18 protein-coding genes and 1 pseudogene are annotated in these 17109 nt (G+C 38.9%); 3 read left to right on the top strand and 16 right to left on the bottom strand.

Features of this window, described 5'->3' with window-relative positions; genetic code table 11:
* The first annotated feature begins 1 nt into the window (after nt 1).
* Genes AC19MV_RS21880 through AC19MV_RS21870 form a run of 3 tightly spaced genes read left to right on the top strand, consistent with a single transcriptional unit; the run spans nt 2 to nt 2114 of the window.
* On the top strand, nt 2-1351 hold the full coding sequence (locus AC19MV_RS21880; RefSeq protein WP_498309948.1) for a TraB/TrbI/VirB10 family type IV secretion system protein: 1350 nt from the start codon (nt 2-4) through the stop codon (nt 1349-1351).
* 4 nt (nt 1352-1355) lie between these two features.
* Nucleotides 1356-1808, top strand: coding sequence for a hypothetical protein (locus tag AC19MV_RS21875; protein ID WP_498309947.1), 453 nt, complete (start codon nt 1356-1358; stop codon nt 1806-1808).
* Between the two features lie 3 nt (nt 1809-1811).
* A complete protein-coding gene (locus tag AC19MV_RS21870) occupies nt 1812-2114 on the top strand; it encodes a hypothetical protein (RefSeq protein WP_498309946.1) in 303 nt (100 codons plus the stop codon).
* Nucleotides 2115-2516: 402 nt separating this feature from the next.
* Here the strand turns inward: AC19MV_RS21870 and AC19MV_RS21865 are convergent, their stop codons facing one another.
* The 16 genes and pseudogenes from AC19MV_RS21865 to istA all read right to left on the bottom strand — a co-directional run.
* Nucleotides 2517-3203, bottom strand: coding sequence for a hypothetical protein (locus AC19MV_RS21865; RefSeq protein ID WP_498309945.1), 687 nt, complete (start codon nt 3201-3203; stop codon nt 2517-2519).
* A gap of 302 nt (nt 3204-3505) precedes the next feature.
* Nucleotides 3506-3763 (bottom strand): hypothetical protein, encoded by a 258-nt coding sequence (locus AC19MV_RS21860; RefSeq protein WP_498309944.1) that lies wholly within the window; start codon nt 3761-3763, stop codon nt 3506-3508.
* On the bottom strand, nt 3754-3930 hold the full coding sequence (locus AC19MV_RS21855) for a hypothetical protein (protein WP_498309943.1): 177 nt from the start codon (nt 3928-3930) through the stop codon (nt 3754-3756). The genes AC19MV_RS21860 and AC19MV_RS21855 overlap by 10 nt, the downstream gene beginning before the upstream one ends.
* A gap of 801 nt (nt 3931-4731) precedes the next feature.
* On the bottom strand, nt 4732-5346 hold the full coding sequence (locus tag AC19MV_RS21850; protein WP_498309942.1) for a hypothetical protein: 615 nt from the start codon (nt 5344-5346) through the stop codon (nt 4732-4734).
* Nucleotides 5347-5379: 33 nt separating this feature from the next.
* On the bottom strand, nt 5380-5772 hold the full coding sequence (locus AC19MV_RS21845; protein WP_498309941.1) for a hypothetical protein: 393 nt from the start codon (nt 5770-5772) through the stop codon (nt 5380-5382).
* A gap of 234 nt (nt 5773-6006) precedes the next feature.
* Nucleotides 6007-6375: a hypothetical protein gene (locus AC19MV_RS21840; protein ID WP_498309940.1), complete on the bottom strand. Its 369-nt coding sequence runs from the start codon at nt 6373-6375 to the stop codon at nt 6007-6009.
* A gap of 142 nt (nt 6376-6517) precedes the next feature.
* A complete protein-coding gene (locus tag AC19MV_RS21835) occupies nt 6518-7117 on the bottom strand; it encodes a hypothetical protein (protein WP_498309939.1) in 600 nt (199 codons plus the stop codon).
* Nucleotides 7118-7445: 328 nt separating this feature from the next.
* Nucleotides 7446-7997, bottom strand: a complete 552-nt coding sequence (locus AC19MV_RS21830; RefSeq protein ID WP_498309938.1) for a hypothetical protein — start codon at nt 7995-7997, stop codon at nt 7446-7448.
* 74 nt (nt 7998-8071) lie between these two features.
* Nucleotides 8072-9493 carry a phosphoadenosine phosphosulfate reductase domain-containing protein gene (locus AC19MV_RS21825; RefSeq protein WP_498309937.1) on the bottom strand — a complete coding sequence of 474 codons (1422 nt, stop codon included), beginning with the start codon at nt 9491-9493 and terminating at the stop codon, nt 8072-8074.
* Between the two features lie 364 nt (nt 9494-9857).
* Entirely contained in the window at nt 9858-10181 is a 324-nt protein-coding gene (locus AC19MV_RS21820) for a hypothetical protein (protein WP_498309936.1), read from the bottom strand.
* 176 nt (nt 10182-10357) lie between these two features.
* Nucleotides 10358-12100 (bottom strand): class I SAM-dependent methyltransferase, encoded by a 1743-nt coding sequence (locus AC19MV_RS21815; RefSeq protein ID WP_498309935.1) that lies wholly within the window; start codon nt 12098-12100, stop codon nt 10358-10360.
* 562 nt (nt 12101-12662) lie between these two features.
* Complete coding sequence (locus AC19MV_RS21810; protein ID WP_498309934.1) at nt 12663-13901, bottom strand: DNA cytosine methyltransferase; 1239 nt, start codon at nt 13899-13901, stop codon at nt 12663-12665.
* A 29-nt stretch (nt 13902-13930) separates the two neighbouring features.
* A complete protein-coding gene (locus AC19MV_RS21805; RefSeq protein WP_498309933.1) occupies nt 13931-14215 on the bottom strand; it encodes a hypothetical protein in 285 nt (94 codons plus the stop codon).
* Between the two features lie 581 nt (nt 14216-14796).
* Entirely contained in the window at nt 14797-15348 is a 552-nt protein-coding gene (locus AC19MV_RS21800; RefSeq protein WP_498309932.1) for a hypothetical protein, read from the bottom strand.
* Between the two features lie 266 nt (nt 15349-15614).
* Nucleotides 15615-16379, bottom strand: coding sequence for an IS21-like element ISShfr5 family helper ATPase IstB (gene istB, locus AC19MV_RS21795; protein ID WP_432298767.1), 765 nt, complete (start codon nt 16377-16379; stop codon nt 15615-15617).
* 28 nt (nt 16380-16407) lie between these two features.
* A pseudogene (istA, locus tag AC19MV_RS21790) lies at nt 16408-17109 on the bottom strand (IS21-like element ISShfr5 family transposase); the annotation flags it as partial.

Raw genomic sequence — 17109 nt, 5'->3', positions numbered from 1 at the left:
TATGATTAATGAACATTTAGAGAAGGCAAGGTCTTGGTGGGTACAGCAACCATCTAAAGTGAGATTAACCGTTTTAGTCGTTGTGGCATCTATCCCGCTATATTATATGGTTGATGTCATGTTCCCAACACTCGAAAATCAACCTCAGGCAAAGCAAAAATATGTCCAACCTACTTCCGTGTTTGCTTCAACAGCTGGCGCGGACAAAATGGATGCTCAACATACAGAAGCAAAGCTTGATGCATTGAAAAATCAAATCAAATCAAGGGAAGCTAAAATCGATGCTAAGGAGTTGGAGCAGAAAGCTTCAGAGAATCGTTTGCAGCAGCAAATTGACCAAGCACGATTAGAGGCGGCAGCTAATACAGAAAAGATGAATGAATTGTTAAGGCAAGTCGATTCACTGAGTACGTACATCACAAAATCAGTAACCAATCCACAAGCTGGTGCAGGATTTAATAGCGGGGCAGCTACTAAGCCTGCATATGAGCCTAAGCCTGGACAGTTCTCACTTAACCCAATAATGAAACAACAACAGATCAACCAACAGTCATTACCATTACCAAGCGTACCATCGAGACAGTTAAGTTTAAGTCGCGGTAGTCAAGTAGTCGGTGATGTTTCAGGTGAGTCAAATACAAATGATACGAAGATAACGGCGGCAGCTGAAAAAGCTAAAAAGTCCGTTGCTCAAGAGGATATGGGTAATGTTAACCACATACAAGATGAAATAAAAGAGTCTTGGATATCAGCTGGTACGGTATTAACTGGAACTTTAGTTACGGGCCACAACGTTCCAACTAGTGGCAATGCAGATAGAGATCCGGCACCTGTGATGATTAAAATCACTAAGGAAGGGATTATGCCGAATAACTACACAATTGATTTGCGTGGCTGCATTGTTATTGGTTCAGCTAGGGGCGACCTATCGACTCGTCGCGTATCGATTAGAGCAGAAACAATATCATGTATTGATGAGCAAGGTAATGCTATCGAACAGCCTCTTATGGCTTCCGCTCAGGGTCCTGATGGTCAGGGTGGTATGCCTGCTAAAATGGTGACTCGTTTTGGCGAGGCTGTTAAGCAATCTGCAATAGCTGGCGTATATAGCACGTTGGCAGAGACTAGCGTTAGCTTAGCTAGAGGTAGTGGCGGTAATCAAAATAATCCTGACTTTAATGGTGTATTAGGTACGGCTGCAGCAGGCGGCGCAGTGACAGGCTTTGATAAAATTGCTGAATTCTATTTAGAGCTGGCTAACGAAGCGCGACCTTATTTGGAAATGCAACCTGGTATTGAAGGGGTGGATCTAGTGGTGCAACGTGGACAGTCGCTAAAGTGGAAAGGATAATTATATGAATGATGATATGAAACCAATCTCTGCGACCAGAGATAATCCTGAAGATGAAATTGTGCAGCCTTTACCCGAAATATCTAAAAAGTTAGACGCTAACAAAAGTCACAAATTATCAGATTCTATATCGACTTTGGTTATAGCGGCTGTGGTAGGTTTTTTCTCTTATATGGCCGCAGATATTAGCGCTTCAAATAAGATTTCAAACTCACTTCTGAATAGCTCTCAAATTAAAGTGCTAAACATACCGGAAGTGGCAGAACAATGGTCTGAACTGGAAACCAAACAGCTACAATTTGCCATTACGGAGTTAGTGAAGGGGTATACGAGTTCAGGCTACCTTGTTATTGATTCAAAATATGCTCTTGGTGATGTTCCAGAGCAATACTTGATTAATATCGTTGATGTTGAAACGGTAAAAAGTGAGTTAGAAAAATTGGAAGGGGGTAAGTAAGTGATGATGAAAAGATTATCAGTTATCGTCTTACTGGCTTTCGCTGCTACTACTCAAGCTGAGTCTCTGACCGTCAAATACTGCCCAGGTGAAACAGATACGCCCAGCAGTATTAAGGCCAAGTTAAGCAGAATGGGTACAGATGAGCTAGCAGTGGTAGGTACTCGACAGCAACAGTCCCAGCTTGAAATCCATGAAGGCGACACGATGGATGTCGATACAAGGTTGCTTGGTAACATTCCGGTGGTTACGTCTATAAGTTATGCTGTAGAAGGTGATTGTCATTTGGCCATTTACAGTTACTAATCAATAAGTAAAATATATGCCGCTCACACACGAGCGGCTTTTTTATATGTAAACCAATAACAATGCGTATGATTGAATTCATTATGGCGAACAATTAAGGGTGATCGGTCTTAATATGTAAGCAACTCACAAGTTAAGGGGCGGTAACCACGAGTTAAATCATCATCACGGTTGCGGCTTTGCTCTTAAATTTTACACAGCACAATTAAACTCACACCATTTGCTCATTGAACGGCAACCTTCTTATTACCATCAAGTGTTTAAGTGAAGCACCGAATCCGCCATCTAAGTCTATAACTCACAAAGATTACTATGTTCGGGTAACGGAATTTGAGTAAAGCAGTAACAAGTATTTAAATCTAAAAAAACACACTCTCAAATACCCCACACCGATAAACTCGGTTACTCACCGAGTTTATCTTTGAGATCAGCGTAGAGCTCACCAAATGGCCATAAAGCTTTCTTGTCTTTGTGAATGTAATCATTGAGATAATCATCAACATCGAAGCTAATATGCCGCATCTTACGCAATGTCAGCTCTGCATTTTGTAGTTTCTCGATGTCAGTAGACCGCTTAGAAGCAATTGCGGCTGTTTTGGCCTTGAGCAGTGCCGAGTCAATTGCGTAATCAATTGAAGCGCCAATAGCTGCAACCTCCCTATCCAGCTTGGCTTTTTTTTCTGCCTCCTTTAATTCTTTGTGTGCAATTGTGGCCGCTTCTTGATTTTGTTTGTCTCTCACATATTTGTCGGCATCAAAGTTATTAGCAAGGGTTAGAGCTGTGTTGTAGTTAATAGCGATTCCAAGCACAACGATATGCGGCCAAGGCTTAATGTAACCATGGACATTGAATGTAAGATGCTCAGTACCATAGTTTGGTGTAACAGATGCCTGCGGTAGGTCAACAGATAAGCGATGGCGAAGCACAAATTGATTTGGCTTCAATTCGATTGCTTTGAAGTCACTCGGTTCGGCCAAATGAGTTTGTTTTGGTACGCGCCATTTGCGAGCCCCTGAAGCTGTTTTATGACTAACAAAACATTTCCCAGTGGTAGTTAATAAATCACCATTCAATAAACGCGCTTCCATACTCACCTCAAATTTATATATTTGGACACCTTTTTATTTAACCATATAAATGTTGCGGCACAAGGAAGTGAGGGTACTTTTATAGACGAACTAAACTATATAAGATGTTATTAATCAAAAGTTTAATATCTTTTCTTGTTGAACACTTGCGGGTAAGCGCCTTACAAATACAGAAAAAGCCAAAAAAAAACCCGCAAAAAATGCGGGAGGAGTTATTGCTATGCGACTTATTATAATGAGTATTCTATTCGTAACTAATTAACTTGAAACAGGAGTTGACACGATTAATTCTAGTGAACGATTTACTCGTCCTCAAAAGTAGACTCGCGATGGTACACATCAAAGGCATCATCGATGCTATCAGTCTGGACTATCCAAGCAACATAAGCCCCAGGATTCTCGTTTAACATTTGTTCTTCAGCATGCCTTGAATCTTCTGCCTGAAACAATGCACCTTCAGGAACAGTGAAGTTAACATCGGTATACAAGACGATGAAGGGTAATAGTGAACTTTGTGAAGCGTTAACTTCTTCAGAGCATGAATTAAAGCTTAGCGCCATTTTTGTTCTCCACTAACCACATTAACATCTAAAGATAGGCCGCAATCGTAACTGACATAAATAGTTTTGTAGTCATTGCCGTAATACCATTTACTAAAATTGCCGCTATCTGGGCTTACGCTAGGTACTGATATTTCATCATCGTTAAACCAATCATTAATTAACATAGATGTCTCTGTTGTTTTCGTATGTATCCATTACACCACATAAGTTTAGTCTCGCAAGGAAGTGAAGTGATATATCAACAAACAATTGATTTGTATAAATAGAATTGAAATTGTTAGACGTTTACCTGGTAGTGAAAATCAAAAAAAATTGAAGGGTTGGCTTAAAGTGAACACTCAATTTGTAAGGTGCTCACAATGGAGAGGATCTGCCAAAGAATCTTATTCACGGTTGTGCTTTGTATCTTTTTAATGCTTTTTGTTATGCACAATCCTTAATTGGTTGGATTAATCAAGTTCACCCTGGCAGGCTTCGCATGCATTGCATGAAAAGCAGTAAGAACACCCACAATTACCACTCCCACAGTCACAACAGTTGTAAAGGCTTGAGCAGTTACTGGAGCTTCCTGAGTTAAGGTTTTCGCACATGTCTCCCAGTATCTCGAAAATCCCCCGCTCGACCGCTTGTGCAGCCAGCAAGCTCTTAAACGGTGTAACCTGTATGGTGTCACCATCAATCTGAAGTGAATAGGATGTTTTGCCGGATATTTTTTTTAGGTATCCACGTATTTGATTAACCTTCCATGCTTTAATTAGTTCTGCACTCTGAATGTTAATGCTTAACTCATCACTTGTATTACACATAAATAACGCCCTTCCCTTGTCTATACCGCTTTTGTGAAATAATTAAAACATACATTTTGTGGGGTGCAATAAAGTAAAAAAAGGCAACCTTAAGGCTGCCTTTGAAATGTAATAGGTATTTAATTGTTGTTTACTAACCCGTATATCTGGCAGCAAGGACTAACAAGTGAGGTATTCTGGGGGTAATTTCGGTGTATTAAGGCTTGGTGCTAAATATCCGCTATCTAGTAAATATCTAACTTTATCGTCAAATGATAGGTGCTCAGTGCTAGTGGGTATGACTTCAGAGCCCTCTGACCAGGACTGAGTGATTTCGTATACATTTATGTTAGCGGAATACATTAAGTATGCTTTCGTAAGGGCTCTGTTCTCACAAATAGTATTCTGCTCATCCCAGCCTATAACAAAGGCCCTTTCTAATTTGTCTTGTAAATAGGTAACTAAATCACCATTTTTATGGGCATTAAGTACATCTGACAACAAAACCAAACCTTCACTGAATGGGTCTACATGCTTAACGACTATTTTACCATTTGGGTTAACACGGCAATATGTCTTACCACCTTCGCAATCAGCGCTCCATTCTGACAACTTATCGTAAGGTATTAACAAATCTTCAAGTTCAGTCTCAAATCCTAAACAACCATTCTGGATGTTAACGAAATTTAGGGTAATCAAAAAACCATCAAAAGCCATGGAGTCACATCGTCTAAACACTGACAGGTTAGACAAATAGTCGAATGAGCGAACGGTAAGTGATACTGAAGTTGTCATGTTATTTACCTTTAATATTGTGAATGATTAACGTTAAAAGCGTGTTCGAACGTTGATAATTTTAGTGACTACGGAATTAAAGCAATACTGGGCTCTGGAAAGGCTAAAAGGTTCGGGATTCACTATGATTAGATCACGAACACGAGTATCACTTGGTAGTTGATATTCTTCTATGTAACCGCAAAACATAGCTATTAATGTCGCGTATGAGGCTTGATCACTGAGCTTGCCGAGACCATTTTCAATATTCATAGTCCGGTCCCAAAAATAGTCTTTGAATTGTTGATCATTAAAATGGGCTACATTCTTAAGGAAGCCCACTGTTAAGTTATTATCATCAAACATAGCATTGAGTGTACCCAAGTCTTTTAGCGCTAATAGAGTGAGTTCTGGAGTGCTCACGCCTAGATTAAGGTTCTGATTCATATGTTAATTAATCTGTTTTTGGACATAAGAGTATTACAACATGGAAAGTATTCGGCGCAAGGATTTGAGCTTTGTTTTTTAATGCTATTTAAAGTTTGTATGTGACTAACAAATTTTGGTACCACAAACTATATGAGTAAAACAATCGATGACTATGACAATGACTAAATAGCTGGTGGATTGAACTGGGCAACCAGCTATTAGAAAGGGATAAAATTGTGATTGCGGTACAACTTATGAAGCGAATGCAGCATCAAATAATGCATTAACAACATGGCATGTATTCATGGCTGTTTTAGCACATCGGTATGACTTGTAAAACCGCTTGCTGCTAGCGGTACTAGACCCGCGCTCAGAGGTCACCAATATCATGTCAAAAAATGGGCCATTGGCTTCTACCGTAAAATGCTGCTCAATGTTGACTATATCTGCATGATAAGCCTCTTTTGCATACGATAAATGGTAGTGGTCATTAGCATTAACGTTATTTTGTAAGGCGCTGACAAATTTCTTATGTGCAGTTTCAAAGCGTAGGTGACCATTGAATGATTTGGCATGTAAATAATCTATATTTGCACGAGCGATATCTAATCTTGGTAACATTTCCAATTCCTTTAAGGCGACTTTATGTGAGTATGCAAGGGTCAATCAGTAATACGTTTTAGAAATGACCCGCGACGCTAAGTATTACTTGAGGCAGTTAATGTGTGACAAATTCATTAACTGTCCCCTGGTGATTCGACCATTAAGCGACTAACCGACAAATGTTTGCTCCTGCATTTGCAAAGGTGCAAGTAAGCGTGACTAGGCTGTCTTTATCATCAAGGACGATCCCACATTGGTGAGGGGGTAACGTATTTCCATTTAATACTTTGAGCTTAACTATTTGTTGTGTTGCAGTGTCGATAGTGACAACGCCTGAGCCCACACCGGCACAACGATTTAGCTTCTTCATTAGATCTGCATTAGTGATAGGAAAGTATTCATTGCGAACACGGAAGGATTCAGCAAATGTGCCTAAGGTAATGACCTTACTGTTTGAGCGCTTTAATAAGTTAATGATTAACATACTGGAATTGAAGTGAACTTCTACATCAAAGCTAATGCCATTAACTGCTTGTCGCGTGTTACCGCCGATAATGGTAGCGGCCTCAATTCGATGCAGGTCGATAAGTGCAGCATCTTTGTCATAAGTTGCATGGGCATGAACAGTAATAAGCTCTTTGTTAGTCGCATCTAAGCCAAGCTTGCTTAATATCGTTAGTTTATCTAGCTTGCCAATCGAATTTGATGGATTAAACCCAAAGTTAAGGATCGATTGTGATGGTTGAATTGATTTAAGCATATGCATACCTGGCTTTGTTATTGGATGTAATTATTACAACATACAATTTATCCGGCGCAAGGGATTGAGGGTGCTTTTTAGGTTGATAACTTTAGGTTGGTGATTTTGTTAGTAATTTACTATTTTCAATAACATAGGTGGCTTTTATTAGGATTCCCACGATGGGATAAATATGGTTTTTGTGAAGCGCTAACCTGAAGTGAAGAATAAAAAGTGGAAAATAAGGAATAAAGAGATTTAATAACGGATGCGCTTTTATCTGTATTAATGGGTTCAGATAGCTGGTGGACTGATACTCCACCAGCATGCCTAAAGTCAGTGGAATTTATTAAGCATTAACAAGTTCCTGATTTAGGAGCTGAGTGTATTCACACAAAGTTACGGCGTAATTTTTGATTGGTGTTCTGAGTAAATCATACCCTGCCCCACTTTGATTGACTAAAAATGATTTATTATTTTGAGTGCGAATAGTCGTATATCCAGAAGAAACTAAATTTTTAACCCAGTCTACAGTTTCTAAACCGTTGCTGAATGCTTCTGTAAGCAACTTTTCCTTATGAGCCAATACACTTTTAAGGCCATTTAGTTTGCGTTCCACCAGCATGCTCTCAAGCGGTATTTGGCAATACTGTGCAATAAGTAGATCAATTCCCTTCATAGATAAGACCGGTTTAACCCCAATGGCAGTACAGAACGCTATCTTTGATTTATCATTAAATCCTTTGCCATGCGAAATCAAATTGGTGAGTGATTTATAATTTTTACTTATGATTGCATCACTTAACATGTCAGACCAATTTGACCGAGCGGATGGGTCCCCATTGACGGCTTCATCAATAATAGCTCTAAGTTGAGATTGTGAGTGAGTTACTAATTTCATGTCATGTACTCCGGTTAAAAAATAACAAAGAAAATTAAAAAGCTACAGAAAGTAGCTTGTGAGTAGTTAAATGATTATCTCGAACAAGCAATGCATGAGACTGGTGCTTCAGCGATATCGATATCGTCAACCAACTCTTCAAGGGATGGCTTCTTGTATTCGATGATACTGATAATGCGGCCATAATCTTTTGCTTTATCAAGTTTTGTGAGTGATTCACTAGCCAACTTGCGGATATACAAGTCATCTGACTTTGCTGCTTGCCTTTCACCTTCTGTCAGCAGAATGCGCTCAATCACGGCAGTAGTCTTACGGATAGCGAATAATGGCGTCCTGTCGTTCTGCCAGGTAAAGACATCATCTGGCGTCGGCGGGATTTCTTCATCAAAGTTGTCTACTTCGATTTCATAAATGTAGACCTGGCGTTCAGTGCTCAAGTCAGTTGCAAAGTACATTTCCTTAGTCTGTAAGCGATGAAGCCACCAGTGTTTAAGGGCAATCTTAATTCCTCCAAGGCTGGTGGAGTAGCTAATTAACTTTTCAAAGAACACATGAGGCTTTGAGGCTATGCCATAATTGTTAGCGTAATAATGGTATTCAACGGCAACATAGAGTTTTTTGGCTGTACTGGCACCGAACAAATCGATGACATTATTTGTCACTTTATTTTTGCCTCGCTTCATCGATTCAAAGCCACCAGCTGCATGCCCTAATAACTCGGGTCTGTAATAATTCACATGATTCCTGGCAACTCCAAGAATAGCTGTGATGGTAACCGGTAAAGCGTTATAAATTTTTAATGTCTTACTGGGAATATCTTCAGTTTTGGCGGCGCGAGTTAAATCCACCGGCGATGTATTCCATGCATCAATAATTTCACTGCGGCGTGAAAAAATACATATTTTGCAGCCGGAACGTGACTTGTTTAAATAATATGACGGGATACCCTGCAATTCCGCAAGGATAGAATTTACATCTGATTTAGTTAACCCAAGCGCCTGTAGTGGGTAGAATGAGCCGATATGATCAACCTGCCAATCCATACCTTTTCTTTTAGGCTCATCAGCACGAAGTCCTACTGCTTGAAGGAATACTGCATCATCACCATGGCGTTCTTTTAATGCGTCATAGAATGCGCGTATAGGCTTGATTTTAAGGGTTTGGGTGCATGATCTTGCTCGCTGGCTTGGTAGAAAGTTACCATACTTTTCTACACCTTCCAGTAATCCAATTTTAGGTTTTAGTTTTAGGATTTTAGCGCCTGTTATTAATTCGAATAAATCTAATGCCTCTTCGGTCCCTTCTGCCTCGATCCCTGTGTCTGCGTGTACATAGGTAACGGGTGTTTCTGGGTATAGAGCTCGCATTACATAAGCTGTGACAAATGAGTCGATCCCGCCTGACATGGGTACGATGTAGAAATTCTTCTTCCCTTCTACTTTAGGTAAGCAAAATCCAGATTTTGCATATTTGTTAATAATGTTGGCTAAGCTCATGTTGTCACCGAATGTCTTGGGATATGTAAGTATTACAACATACAAATCTTCTGGCACAAGGTTTTGAGGGTACTTTTTTGGTAGATTTTTCGAAGTGAGTTAATTGGTGCTTAATTCACTTTTTTCAATGGGATAGATGCTATTTTGCCGATATCCCACGATGGGATTTGTTAGGGTTTGTTAATAACTAACTAGTAATAATCATATAGTGATAAAAGTACGAATTAACTTCGAACTAAGACATGCTTCTGGAGTTACCCTTCTACGCCAGCTGGTGGAACAGCAGACCACCAGCTGGAAGTAAGTTAATTATTAACGAGAACAAGTGAAGCCAAGTTGCCCTTGGGATTAGTTTGAAAGGGATCTAAAAGAGTGGTAAAAGAAAACTAAATATCAGACCTTCATAGAATGGTATTTTGCCTGAAATGTATAAATACAGAAGTACACTTAATACACAGAATATAATGAATTTTAGCCGTTTCTTATTTGACTGTAGGTCAGATATTTTTTCTTCATCTACTGGGGAGGTATTAGCTAGGTTGTTATCAGAAGAGCTAGTTTCAGTAAGAAGTGCAGCTGTAACCTTACTGCGAATAACTTTTACTTTGTAGTTTAAATATGTAAACGAGCCAAGCAGTAATGCGAGCGCTAAAACAACACCATCTAATAGTGCAAAATTAGTATCCATTGAGTAATCCTATTGAAGTAAAGTTTAAAATTATTTTTATGTGAGGTTTAGTGCCTGGTGAATCGAATCATACAAATCACCAGGAACTTAGTTACTGCCTAACTAAATGTATCATTGATAGTTATATAGGCAGAGGTAAACCATTTACAATGTAGAGTACGCCCCTGCCCTTATGTTCACGCCGCCTTTAAGTTAGTCAGCATTGGAATGTGATTAGAACGTATTTTCATATCATCGCTAATGACCCATATACCTTCAGGTACACGACTACCTGTGTCGGCCTCTTCAGCGAATTCCTCTTTAGAGCGCACCCAGCCCAATACGCGAGAAACCGTAACGTTAAATCTCAACATTGCTTCTTGGTTAAATTTTAAGTGACGATTACCGTTTTTATAATACTTGATGTGGACTAACTCTAGGGTATCTCCAGATAAATCATCACCCATTATAGATAGCTTTCCACCTGCTTGAACGTTCTTGTAATTGTCAGTGACATACAAATTGTTGTAACCAAGTAGTTTAAGCGCGACCATCAGGTCATTAGTAAATACTCGGGCACCTTCTACTAAGCCTTGCTCCCAGGAATGAGAACTAAAGTTAGTCCAGCTGCTATGTATGAACCTGTAATCTAGTAAATACTTAACGCCTTCTTGTGGCTCACGAGTATGACGCCAATCATCACGATATAAACGCTCATTAGATTTATAGTGCCTTAGAATAGCATCGGTACTAGTGAGGTCTAAAAACACATCAACTAAGCTTTGCTCAATCAATTCATTAGCCATTTCTATGGCATAGTTAATGACATACAGAGCATTTAAGTAGGTGAAATCAAGTGCATTAGAACTCAACTTATTGAGCAAAGAGGCTTTATGCTTTCCTGTTAAGCGACTTGATAAAGCATCTAAATGTTCAAAAAGTAATGACCAGTAAACGTTACGGTATCCTAAAAGCTTTTCCTTAACAGCTTCTAGAATGCTTTCATATTTAATGCCTAACTCCTTTAACAATTGGGGGTTTAACTGCCCAATGAGTTTATATTGCTCAAGTGTTTTTTGTAAATCTTGCTCGTAACTATTCAGCAAGGCCCAAAGTACACCTTTTGACACCATTACTTCATGCTTTGGTGTGCCTTCTGTTTCCATTTCAGCTTTAATGCGCTGCTTCTCGGCATGCTCACTAAAACGCAGAGTAGTATCAGAATAGGTTTGCTTTAATCCTAATTCGATTTCAATAAACTGTTGAAATGGGTCAGTTGTATTACGTCCTAGAGTTGGTTTGTAATGTGTTTCAAACTTTCTTATAGAATCTGGGTTCAAATCATCAAAGCTAAATCGAATGATATGAACTTTTGCCCTTGCACTTCTATCAGCATTTATGAAATCAGACTGAGCCAGAACCTTCGTATATTTTAAACCACGTAACTTAATGGCCTCTTGTATGGCTGGGTCATCTTGCCAACGTTCAGGTACAATTGCATAAAGTAAGGTAAAGTTTAACTGGCTAATCAATCGACTTAGCCAGGCAGAAAACACACTATAGGGAGGATTAACGAAGCAAATATTACAATGCTTAGACAAGAAGTTAATTTCATTAAAATCAGTTCCTAATAAAGTAATACCTTTACTTCTATAGGTCGATGTATGTACTGAAGCTTTTTCAATGGCCAAAGGACTTATGGATATACCACCTTTTTCAGAAAAGGCGGCTTCAATTGCCTTTAAAACTCTTCCATCGCCTGCCCCAACATCCAAAACCTTTACTGGATCAGAATAACGAGACGTTATATCAAAATTAACATTAATTTTAGCGATGTCGTTAGTAACAATATCGATATGCTCTTGGTTTGAGGGATACCACTCAAAATCTTGAAGGTTTTCTTTAAGAGTCTGTACCAAGGCTAATGTTGATTGTTTCATAGTGCTAAATCTCAGTTAATTCATAATGAAGATATATTGATTACAACATACAAATTATTTGGCACAAGGTTTTGAGGGTACTTTTTTAGAGGAAATATTTTTGTAGCTTAAAATCGTATTAACAAATTATATCAATTGCTTAGCGAATTACTTACAAAAATCCCATGATGGGAATTTTAAGTTTTGGAGTTTCATACACTAGAGGATGCCTTGTTAATGATTCACGATGTAGATGCGATTTAACGCAATGTTAATTACCAGGAAACAAAGGCTATATGTGAGCCACATACAAATTTAGTGGACTGACGTTAAGACAAAGACAGTATTAAATTAGCCAAAAATAGTGAGCGTCATACAAGTAAGACGATTACATAAAGGGTTCGGGTTAAAGATGTCTTAATTGGCATATGTTCAACATGATAAAAAAACACTAAAAAAATGTGAGTAAGTCACAAACTAGCCAAGTAAAAAGAGCGAGTAAAATGTGAGGCAATTATAGAAAGTGATATAAAAAATTGAAAAGAGGCCAAGAAAGCCTCTTCAACGGTTGTGGCTTTTGCTATTAGAAAATATTCGTATAGTCCCGAGGCAAGCCTAACATAGACTCACCGAAGTTAGGATTTAATCCACCTTCATTAAAACCAAACATAACGATGAGATCGCCTATTATCCCCCCAAGCTTTCCTGGTCGATTAGCCCTGCTCGCCGTAGAACAATTATTATTACCATCACGATTGAAGATTGTGCTGAACATTCCTTGGTACTCAGTGCGTTTTGGGTTTAAACGGTTATCAATTCCTCCGTTGTAAACAATGCTGTCTTCTAGATAACCAGCTGGTGGCAATTTAGTTATTGGGCTTGATATATCGAACAGTGAATGATTAACATCATCTTCAATACCTTCTTGTGTTATGTACCCTATAACTTCTTGACGCTTTATTTTGCGCTTTGTTTTTAACGGCCGTTCGTTAGAAGCTTTATGAATATCAGCAATAGCCTTTAATATAGAAACAGCAACATCAACGACTACCGAATTACCTATGGCATTGATCCTTTTTGTTCTAAGTTTAATTGCTCGAGTATCAATGACCCTTGTAAACTCGCGCTCTTCATCCGTCATGTTTATAGGTAAAGGTACTTTATCACCTGGTGTTAACTTGGCGTCATTGGACACTAAGTCAAATATTCTATTTGGGCTTCTATGTAGTGTCGAGCCCTTGTGGTAAGCAACTATAAACGTTCTGTGTCTGTAGTGGCTGTATCCAAAGTTTGCTGCCGAGATTGTTTGCCATTCAACTACATAGCCTAGTCTGTCAAATAGCTGAAGTAATACATGCAACCCTTTTCTAATCAGTGCGCTTGTATTCTCAAGTAAAACTATTTCAGGTTCGAAATCCTCTACTAATCTCATAACTTCATACACTATTGTGCTCTTGCTGCCATCGATGCCGACATCATTACCAAGATTCGCGGTACTGATATCTTGACAAGGAAATCCTGCTATCAACAGGTCAAAATCTACTATGCCCTCTAAAATATCTTCGTAAGTTATTGACGAAAATTCTGATTCTTCACATGGAACCAAATCATTATCAATATAGCGTTTATCAGGATGGTATTGTTCTGGCACTCCAATCTTCGATACATCACCGAACAATTCATAACCCTCTTTATCCAAAACTCTATTGCTGAAAGTACAAATTTCAGAGCAACCGACTGTGGTATAAAAACTTCCATTATCGACTTGCTTAGCAGCATAACTAAAAGCACCTATACCAGCACAAACATCAAGAATTTTCATATTTCAGAGTACCTAATTTATGTTAGTGGTTAACAGCCTTGATGAAAAAGTATGTAATTGATATTTGCTTCAATGGCTTGGTTAATGATTGGTGCTAGAGCAGGAGGAATATCGTCATATTCAAGTGTTGTATTCAATACAAAATCCCAAACTCCACTTTCCCCATTGTCTTTACAGCTAAATGTCGCATTTGAGGTAACCCAAAACCATTCAGGGCAATCGCTTGGAACATCGTAGTCAAATAATTCAGCCATGTTGATGTCAGCCATTAGCATTCTGTTATAGGGAGCGAAATGCTGAGTTAATTTGGTCATTTGAATATTCTCCTATGTGTTTATATAAGTAGATTTAAACATAAAAGTTTTAACTCGCAAGGAATTGAGGGTAGTTTTTTGGTGATTGTCGGTGATTTGTTTTTAATGTAAATTAAAAACAAATATCAGTTAGTTAGCCTCGAGAATGAAAAAATCCCATGATGGGAATAATTGAGGTAATGGTTTTTTATAGACGCCTGGGCCACCTGACAAATTTGCAAATTGGGGGTGAAGGGGAGTAGCGATTCAGTGTTCAGGTTTATTTCTGGTTAACCGCTTAGTATAAATATGAAATGTTAACTTTTAACAAAGCTGGTGGACGCTTAAGTTTCAAATTAATTTAGAAAGAAAATTTGAAAGAGCTATCTGCATAAAAAAAAAGAAATATGGATTTAAAGCATGGCAGCTCGCTTTTTGAGCTGCGGGATGGGGTTGCTATGCTGGCTGAGCTTGCGAAGACTGCATAGCAACATCATCCCTTGGCTTTAAATCTAGTAGCAACATTAAAGCATTCGGGATGGGGTACGGCTTGATAAGGGAAAGCGGAAGCAATAGGATTTAATTTGAGCTGAGAAGGTGAATTAGCTTAAACGGTATTCACCAAAGCATTCTTTGTACCGTTCTTGATATTCACACTCAGCATTTACTAATTTATCTTGTATCTCATCTAAATCATCGACTACAACAGCCATTGATAGAAGACCTTCTGATTTAACGGCCTGCTCAAATGATTGATAAATAGAATCGCCACATACGCCACGTTCTAGATGCCAATGACTAACTTGGATGGGGTTTTTTTCTCGGCTATAAAGCTTGTTATTGCAGTGAACTACTTTAAATACACCCATTGTATTAGACAGAACTAACACGCCTTCCTGGTTGTATTTGTGTAACAATTGGTTGAGGGCAGGGTGGTTGTTATGACGTTCATAATGCCATTGCAAATAGGCTACCAACATTTTGCATTGGCTATCTTCAAAAAAAGGGAATAAATCAGATAGCGCACGGCTAACAGCGGATTCATCAATTGATTTCCTTAGCTCGTTTGCTTTACGTCTCAGGCATTTTAAAAACTGTGCGTCTGCAAGTTGTAATGAAAGTAAATCTGTTATTGCCTTTTCAACGATGGTCATATTGAGCCCCTTATCAAACCTTATACCTATTATTTAAGCATGATATAAATCTGCTGCAAGAGTTTGAATGGGGGCTTAAAAGGGTATTTTTGCTGGAATTATCAGTAAAAATTCGAAAATGTTTAAGCTGTGAATGCCTTACCATTTTCAAGAATTAACCTTTTGGTATCGCTTAATGGCGAGGAATTGCGTAATACCATGATGCCGATCGGTCAATACCATTCAAGCCGATCACTTTTTTGTTCGCCAGTAGACCTCCGTAAAATCTAGCTTGAGTGATCGGCTTCAGTCAAGGTATTTAGTTTTTTTCGCATCGATTCGCCTTTTAATTCCAACTTTATTGCTCCGTGAACAAGTCGATCTAGAATCGCATCAGCATGTGTCGATTCTCCTATCATTTCATACCAATTTTCTATCGGTAATTGACTGGCAATTAATGTCGATTTTGTATCATATCTCGCATCAATTAATTCCAGTAAATCGCTACGTTGTTGAGCCGTTAATGGCTCTAATCCCCAATCATCTAAGATCAGTAAATTGGCAGAGCTAAGCTTGTTGATCAGTTTTCGATAACTACCATCGGCTTGCGCTAAGAACATCTTTTCTAATAGCTCCTTGAGCCTAAAATAATAAACGCTACTCCCTTGTTGGCAGTGGTTTTGACCAAGAGCGCAAGCGAGGTAAGTTTTGCCACACCCCGTTGCTCCCGTAATCAAAATATTTTGGTGAAGGCGAAGCCATTCACCTTGTGCTAATGATCGGATCTGAGTTTTATCGAGTTGTCGTGCTGCGCCATAGTTGAGTTGAGCAAGCGTGCCGCCAACTCTGAACTTTGCTTGTCGAGTTAGGCGGTCAATTTTACGCTGGTCACGCTGCGTTATTTCATACTCAAGCAATAAACTTAATCGCTCTTCGAAGCTTTGTTCAACGTATAGATTGGGTTGCTCAAATTGCTGTAATAGCGCATCACGGATACCGCTTAGCTTTAGGTTACTTAACTGGTTATTGACTTGTTGATTGATATTTTTCATAAGATTTCCTTTGATTTGTTAGTTTTTATTAATGGTAATAGTTATTGCCGCGGATATTTTTATGATCAATATCTTGTAGTAAATCACCCTGAGCTTGTGGCAAGGGTTGCTTATCCAAGCCTTTTTCTAAGATGGTTTTCACTTGTTTTACGCGAGTAACACCTGTGGCTAATGCGCGATGACAGGCGGCTTCAAGACGTTGGTCTGTAAACTTCTTGCCTAGGCTTAATAACCCCATACAAGCACGGTAGCTTTGCTCTGGATGCTTTTTAGCTTGCATCAATTGCATAACAAACTGCTCGGTTGATTTGCCAAACTGACTTGCCCAGCGCTCAAATCGCTGCGGTGTCCATTGCTGTTGTTTTTGGTGAGCGATAGGCATATGCAGCTCAAGCGTGGTGTGCGCACCTTCTCGGTATGATCTGGGGTGAACAGCGACTCGTATGCCTTGATGGTAGAGTGTCACCAATTTTCCTGAGGCATGTGCTTCAAGCTTTTGCTTGATCAAGGTATGTGGCACTGAGTAATAGTGTTTTTCAATCTCAATATGATAATCAATATGTACGCTCACTTGTTTCACTAAGGTGTAGCTGTAAGGCAGCGTGGGCAATGGTTTTAACGCTGGTTTATCAATGGCTTCAAATTGACTTAATCGTGAGCCAGGATGTTTTTTCATTTGTCGCTGATTTAAATCGATGAGTAATTCTTGAATCTTTAGATTTAATTGACG

This window comes from Shewanella sp. MF05913, from assembly GCF_059758095.1.
Note: the sequence above shows the minus strand (reverse complement) of the source record. Positions and strands in the feature narration are given on the sequence as shown.

Bases quoted from the DNA above. Each gene is read 5' to 3' on its own strand.
- AC19MV_RS21800 (WP_498309932.1), bottom strand. From the start codon at position 15,348: ATGACCATCGTTGAAAAGGCAATAACAGATTTACTTTCATTACAACTT.
- AC19MV_RS21820 (WP_498309936.1), bottom strand. From the start codon at position 10,181: ATGGATACTAATTTTGCACTATTAGATGGTGTTGTTTTAGCGCTCGCA.
- AC19MV_RS21835 (WP_498309939.1), bottom strand. From the start codon at position 7,117: ATGCTTAAATCAATTCAACCATCACAATCGATCCTTAACTTTGGGTTT.
- AC19MV_RS21860 (WP_498309944.1), bottom strand. From the start codon at position 3,763: ATGGCGCTAAGCTTTAATTCATGCTCTGAAGAAGTTAACGCTTCACAA.
- AC19MV_RS21845 (WP_498309941.1), bottom strand. From the start codon at position 5,772: ATGAATCAGAACCTTAATCTAGGCGTGAGCACTCCAGAACTCACTCTA.
- AC19MV_RS21855 (WP_498309943.1), bottom strand. From the start codon at position 3,930: ATGTTAATTAATGATTGGTTTAACGATGATGAAATATCAGTACCTAGC.
- AC19MV_RS21880 (WP_498309948.1), top strand. From the start codon at position 2: ATGATTAATGAACATTTAGAGAAGGCAAGGTCTTGGTGGGTACAGCAA.
- istB (WP_432298767.1), bottom strand. From the start codon at position 16,379: ATGAAAAATATCAATCAACAAGTCAATAACCAGTTAAGTAACCTAAAG.
- AC19MV_RS21850 (WP_498309942.1), bottom strand. From the start codon at position 5,346: ATGACAACTTCAGTATCACTTACCGTTCGCTCATTCGACTATTTGTCT.
- AC19MV_RS21840 (WP_498309940.1), bottom strand. From the start codon at position 6,375: ATGTTACCAAGATTAGATATCGCTCGTGCAAATATAGATTATTTACAT.
- AC19MV_RS21810 (WP_498309934.1), bottom strand. From the start codon at position 13,901: ATGAAAATTCTTGATGTTTGTGCTGGTATAGGTGCTTTTAGTTATGCT.
- AC19MV_RS21825 (WP_498309937.1), bottom strand. From the start codon at position 9,493: ATGAGCTTAGCCAACATTATTAACAAATATGCAAAATCTGGATTTTGC.
- AC19MV_RS21830 (WP_498309938.1), bottom strand. From the start codon at position 7,997: ATGAAATTAGTAACTCACTCACAATCTCAACTTAGAGCTATTATTGAT.
- AC19MV_RS21870 (WP_498309946.1), top strand. From the start codon at position 1,812: ATGATGAAAAGATTATCAGTTATCGTCTTACTGGCTTTCGCTGCTACT.
- AC19MV_RS21815 (WP_498309935.1), bottom strand. From the start codon at position 12,100: ATGAAACAATCAACATTAGCCTTGGTACAGACTCTTAAAGAAAACCTT.
- AC19MV_RS21875 (WP_498309947.1), top strand. From the start codon at position 1,356: ATGAATGATGATATGAAACCAATCTCTGCGACCAGAGATAATCCTGAA.
- AC19MV_RS21805 (WP_498309933.1), bottom strand. From the start codon at position 14,215: ATGACCAAATTAACTCAGCATTTCGCTCCCTATAACAGAATGCTAATG.
- AC19MV_RS21865 (WP_498309945.1), bottom strand. From the start codon at position 3,203: ATGGAAGCGCGTTTATTGAATGGTGATTTATTAACTACCACTGGGAAA.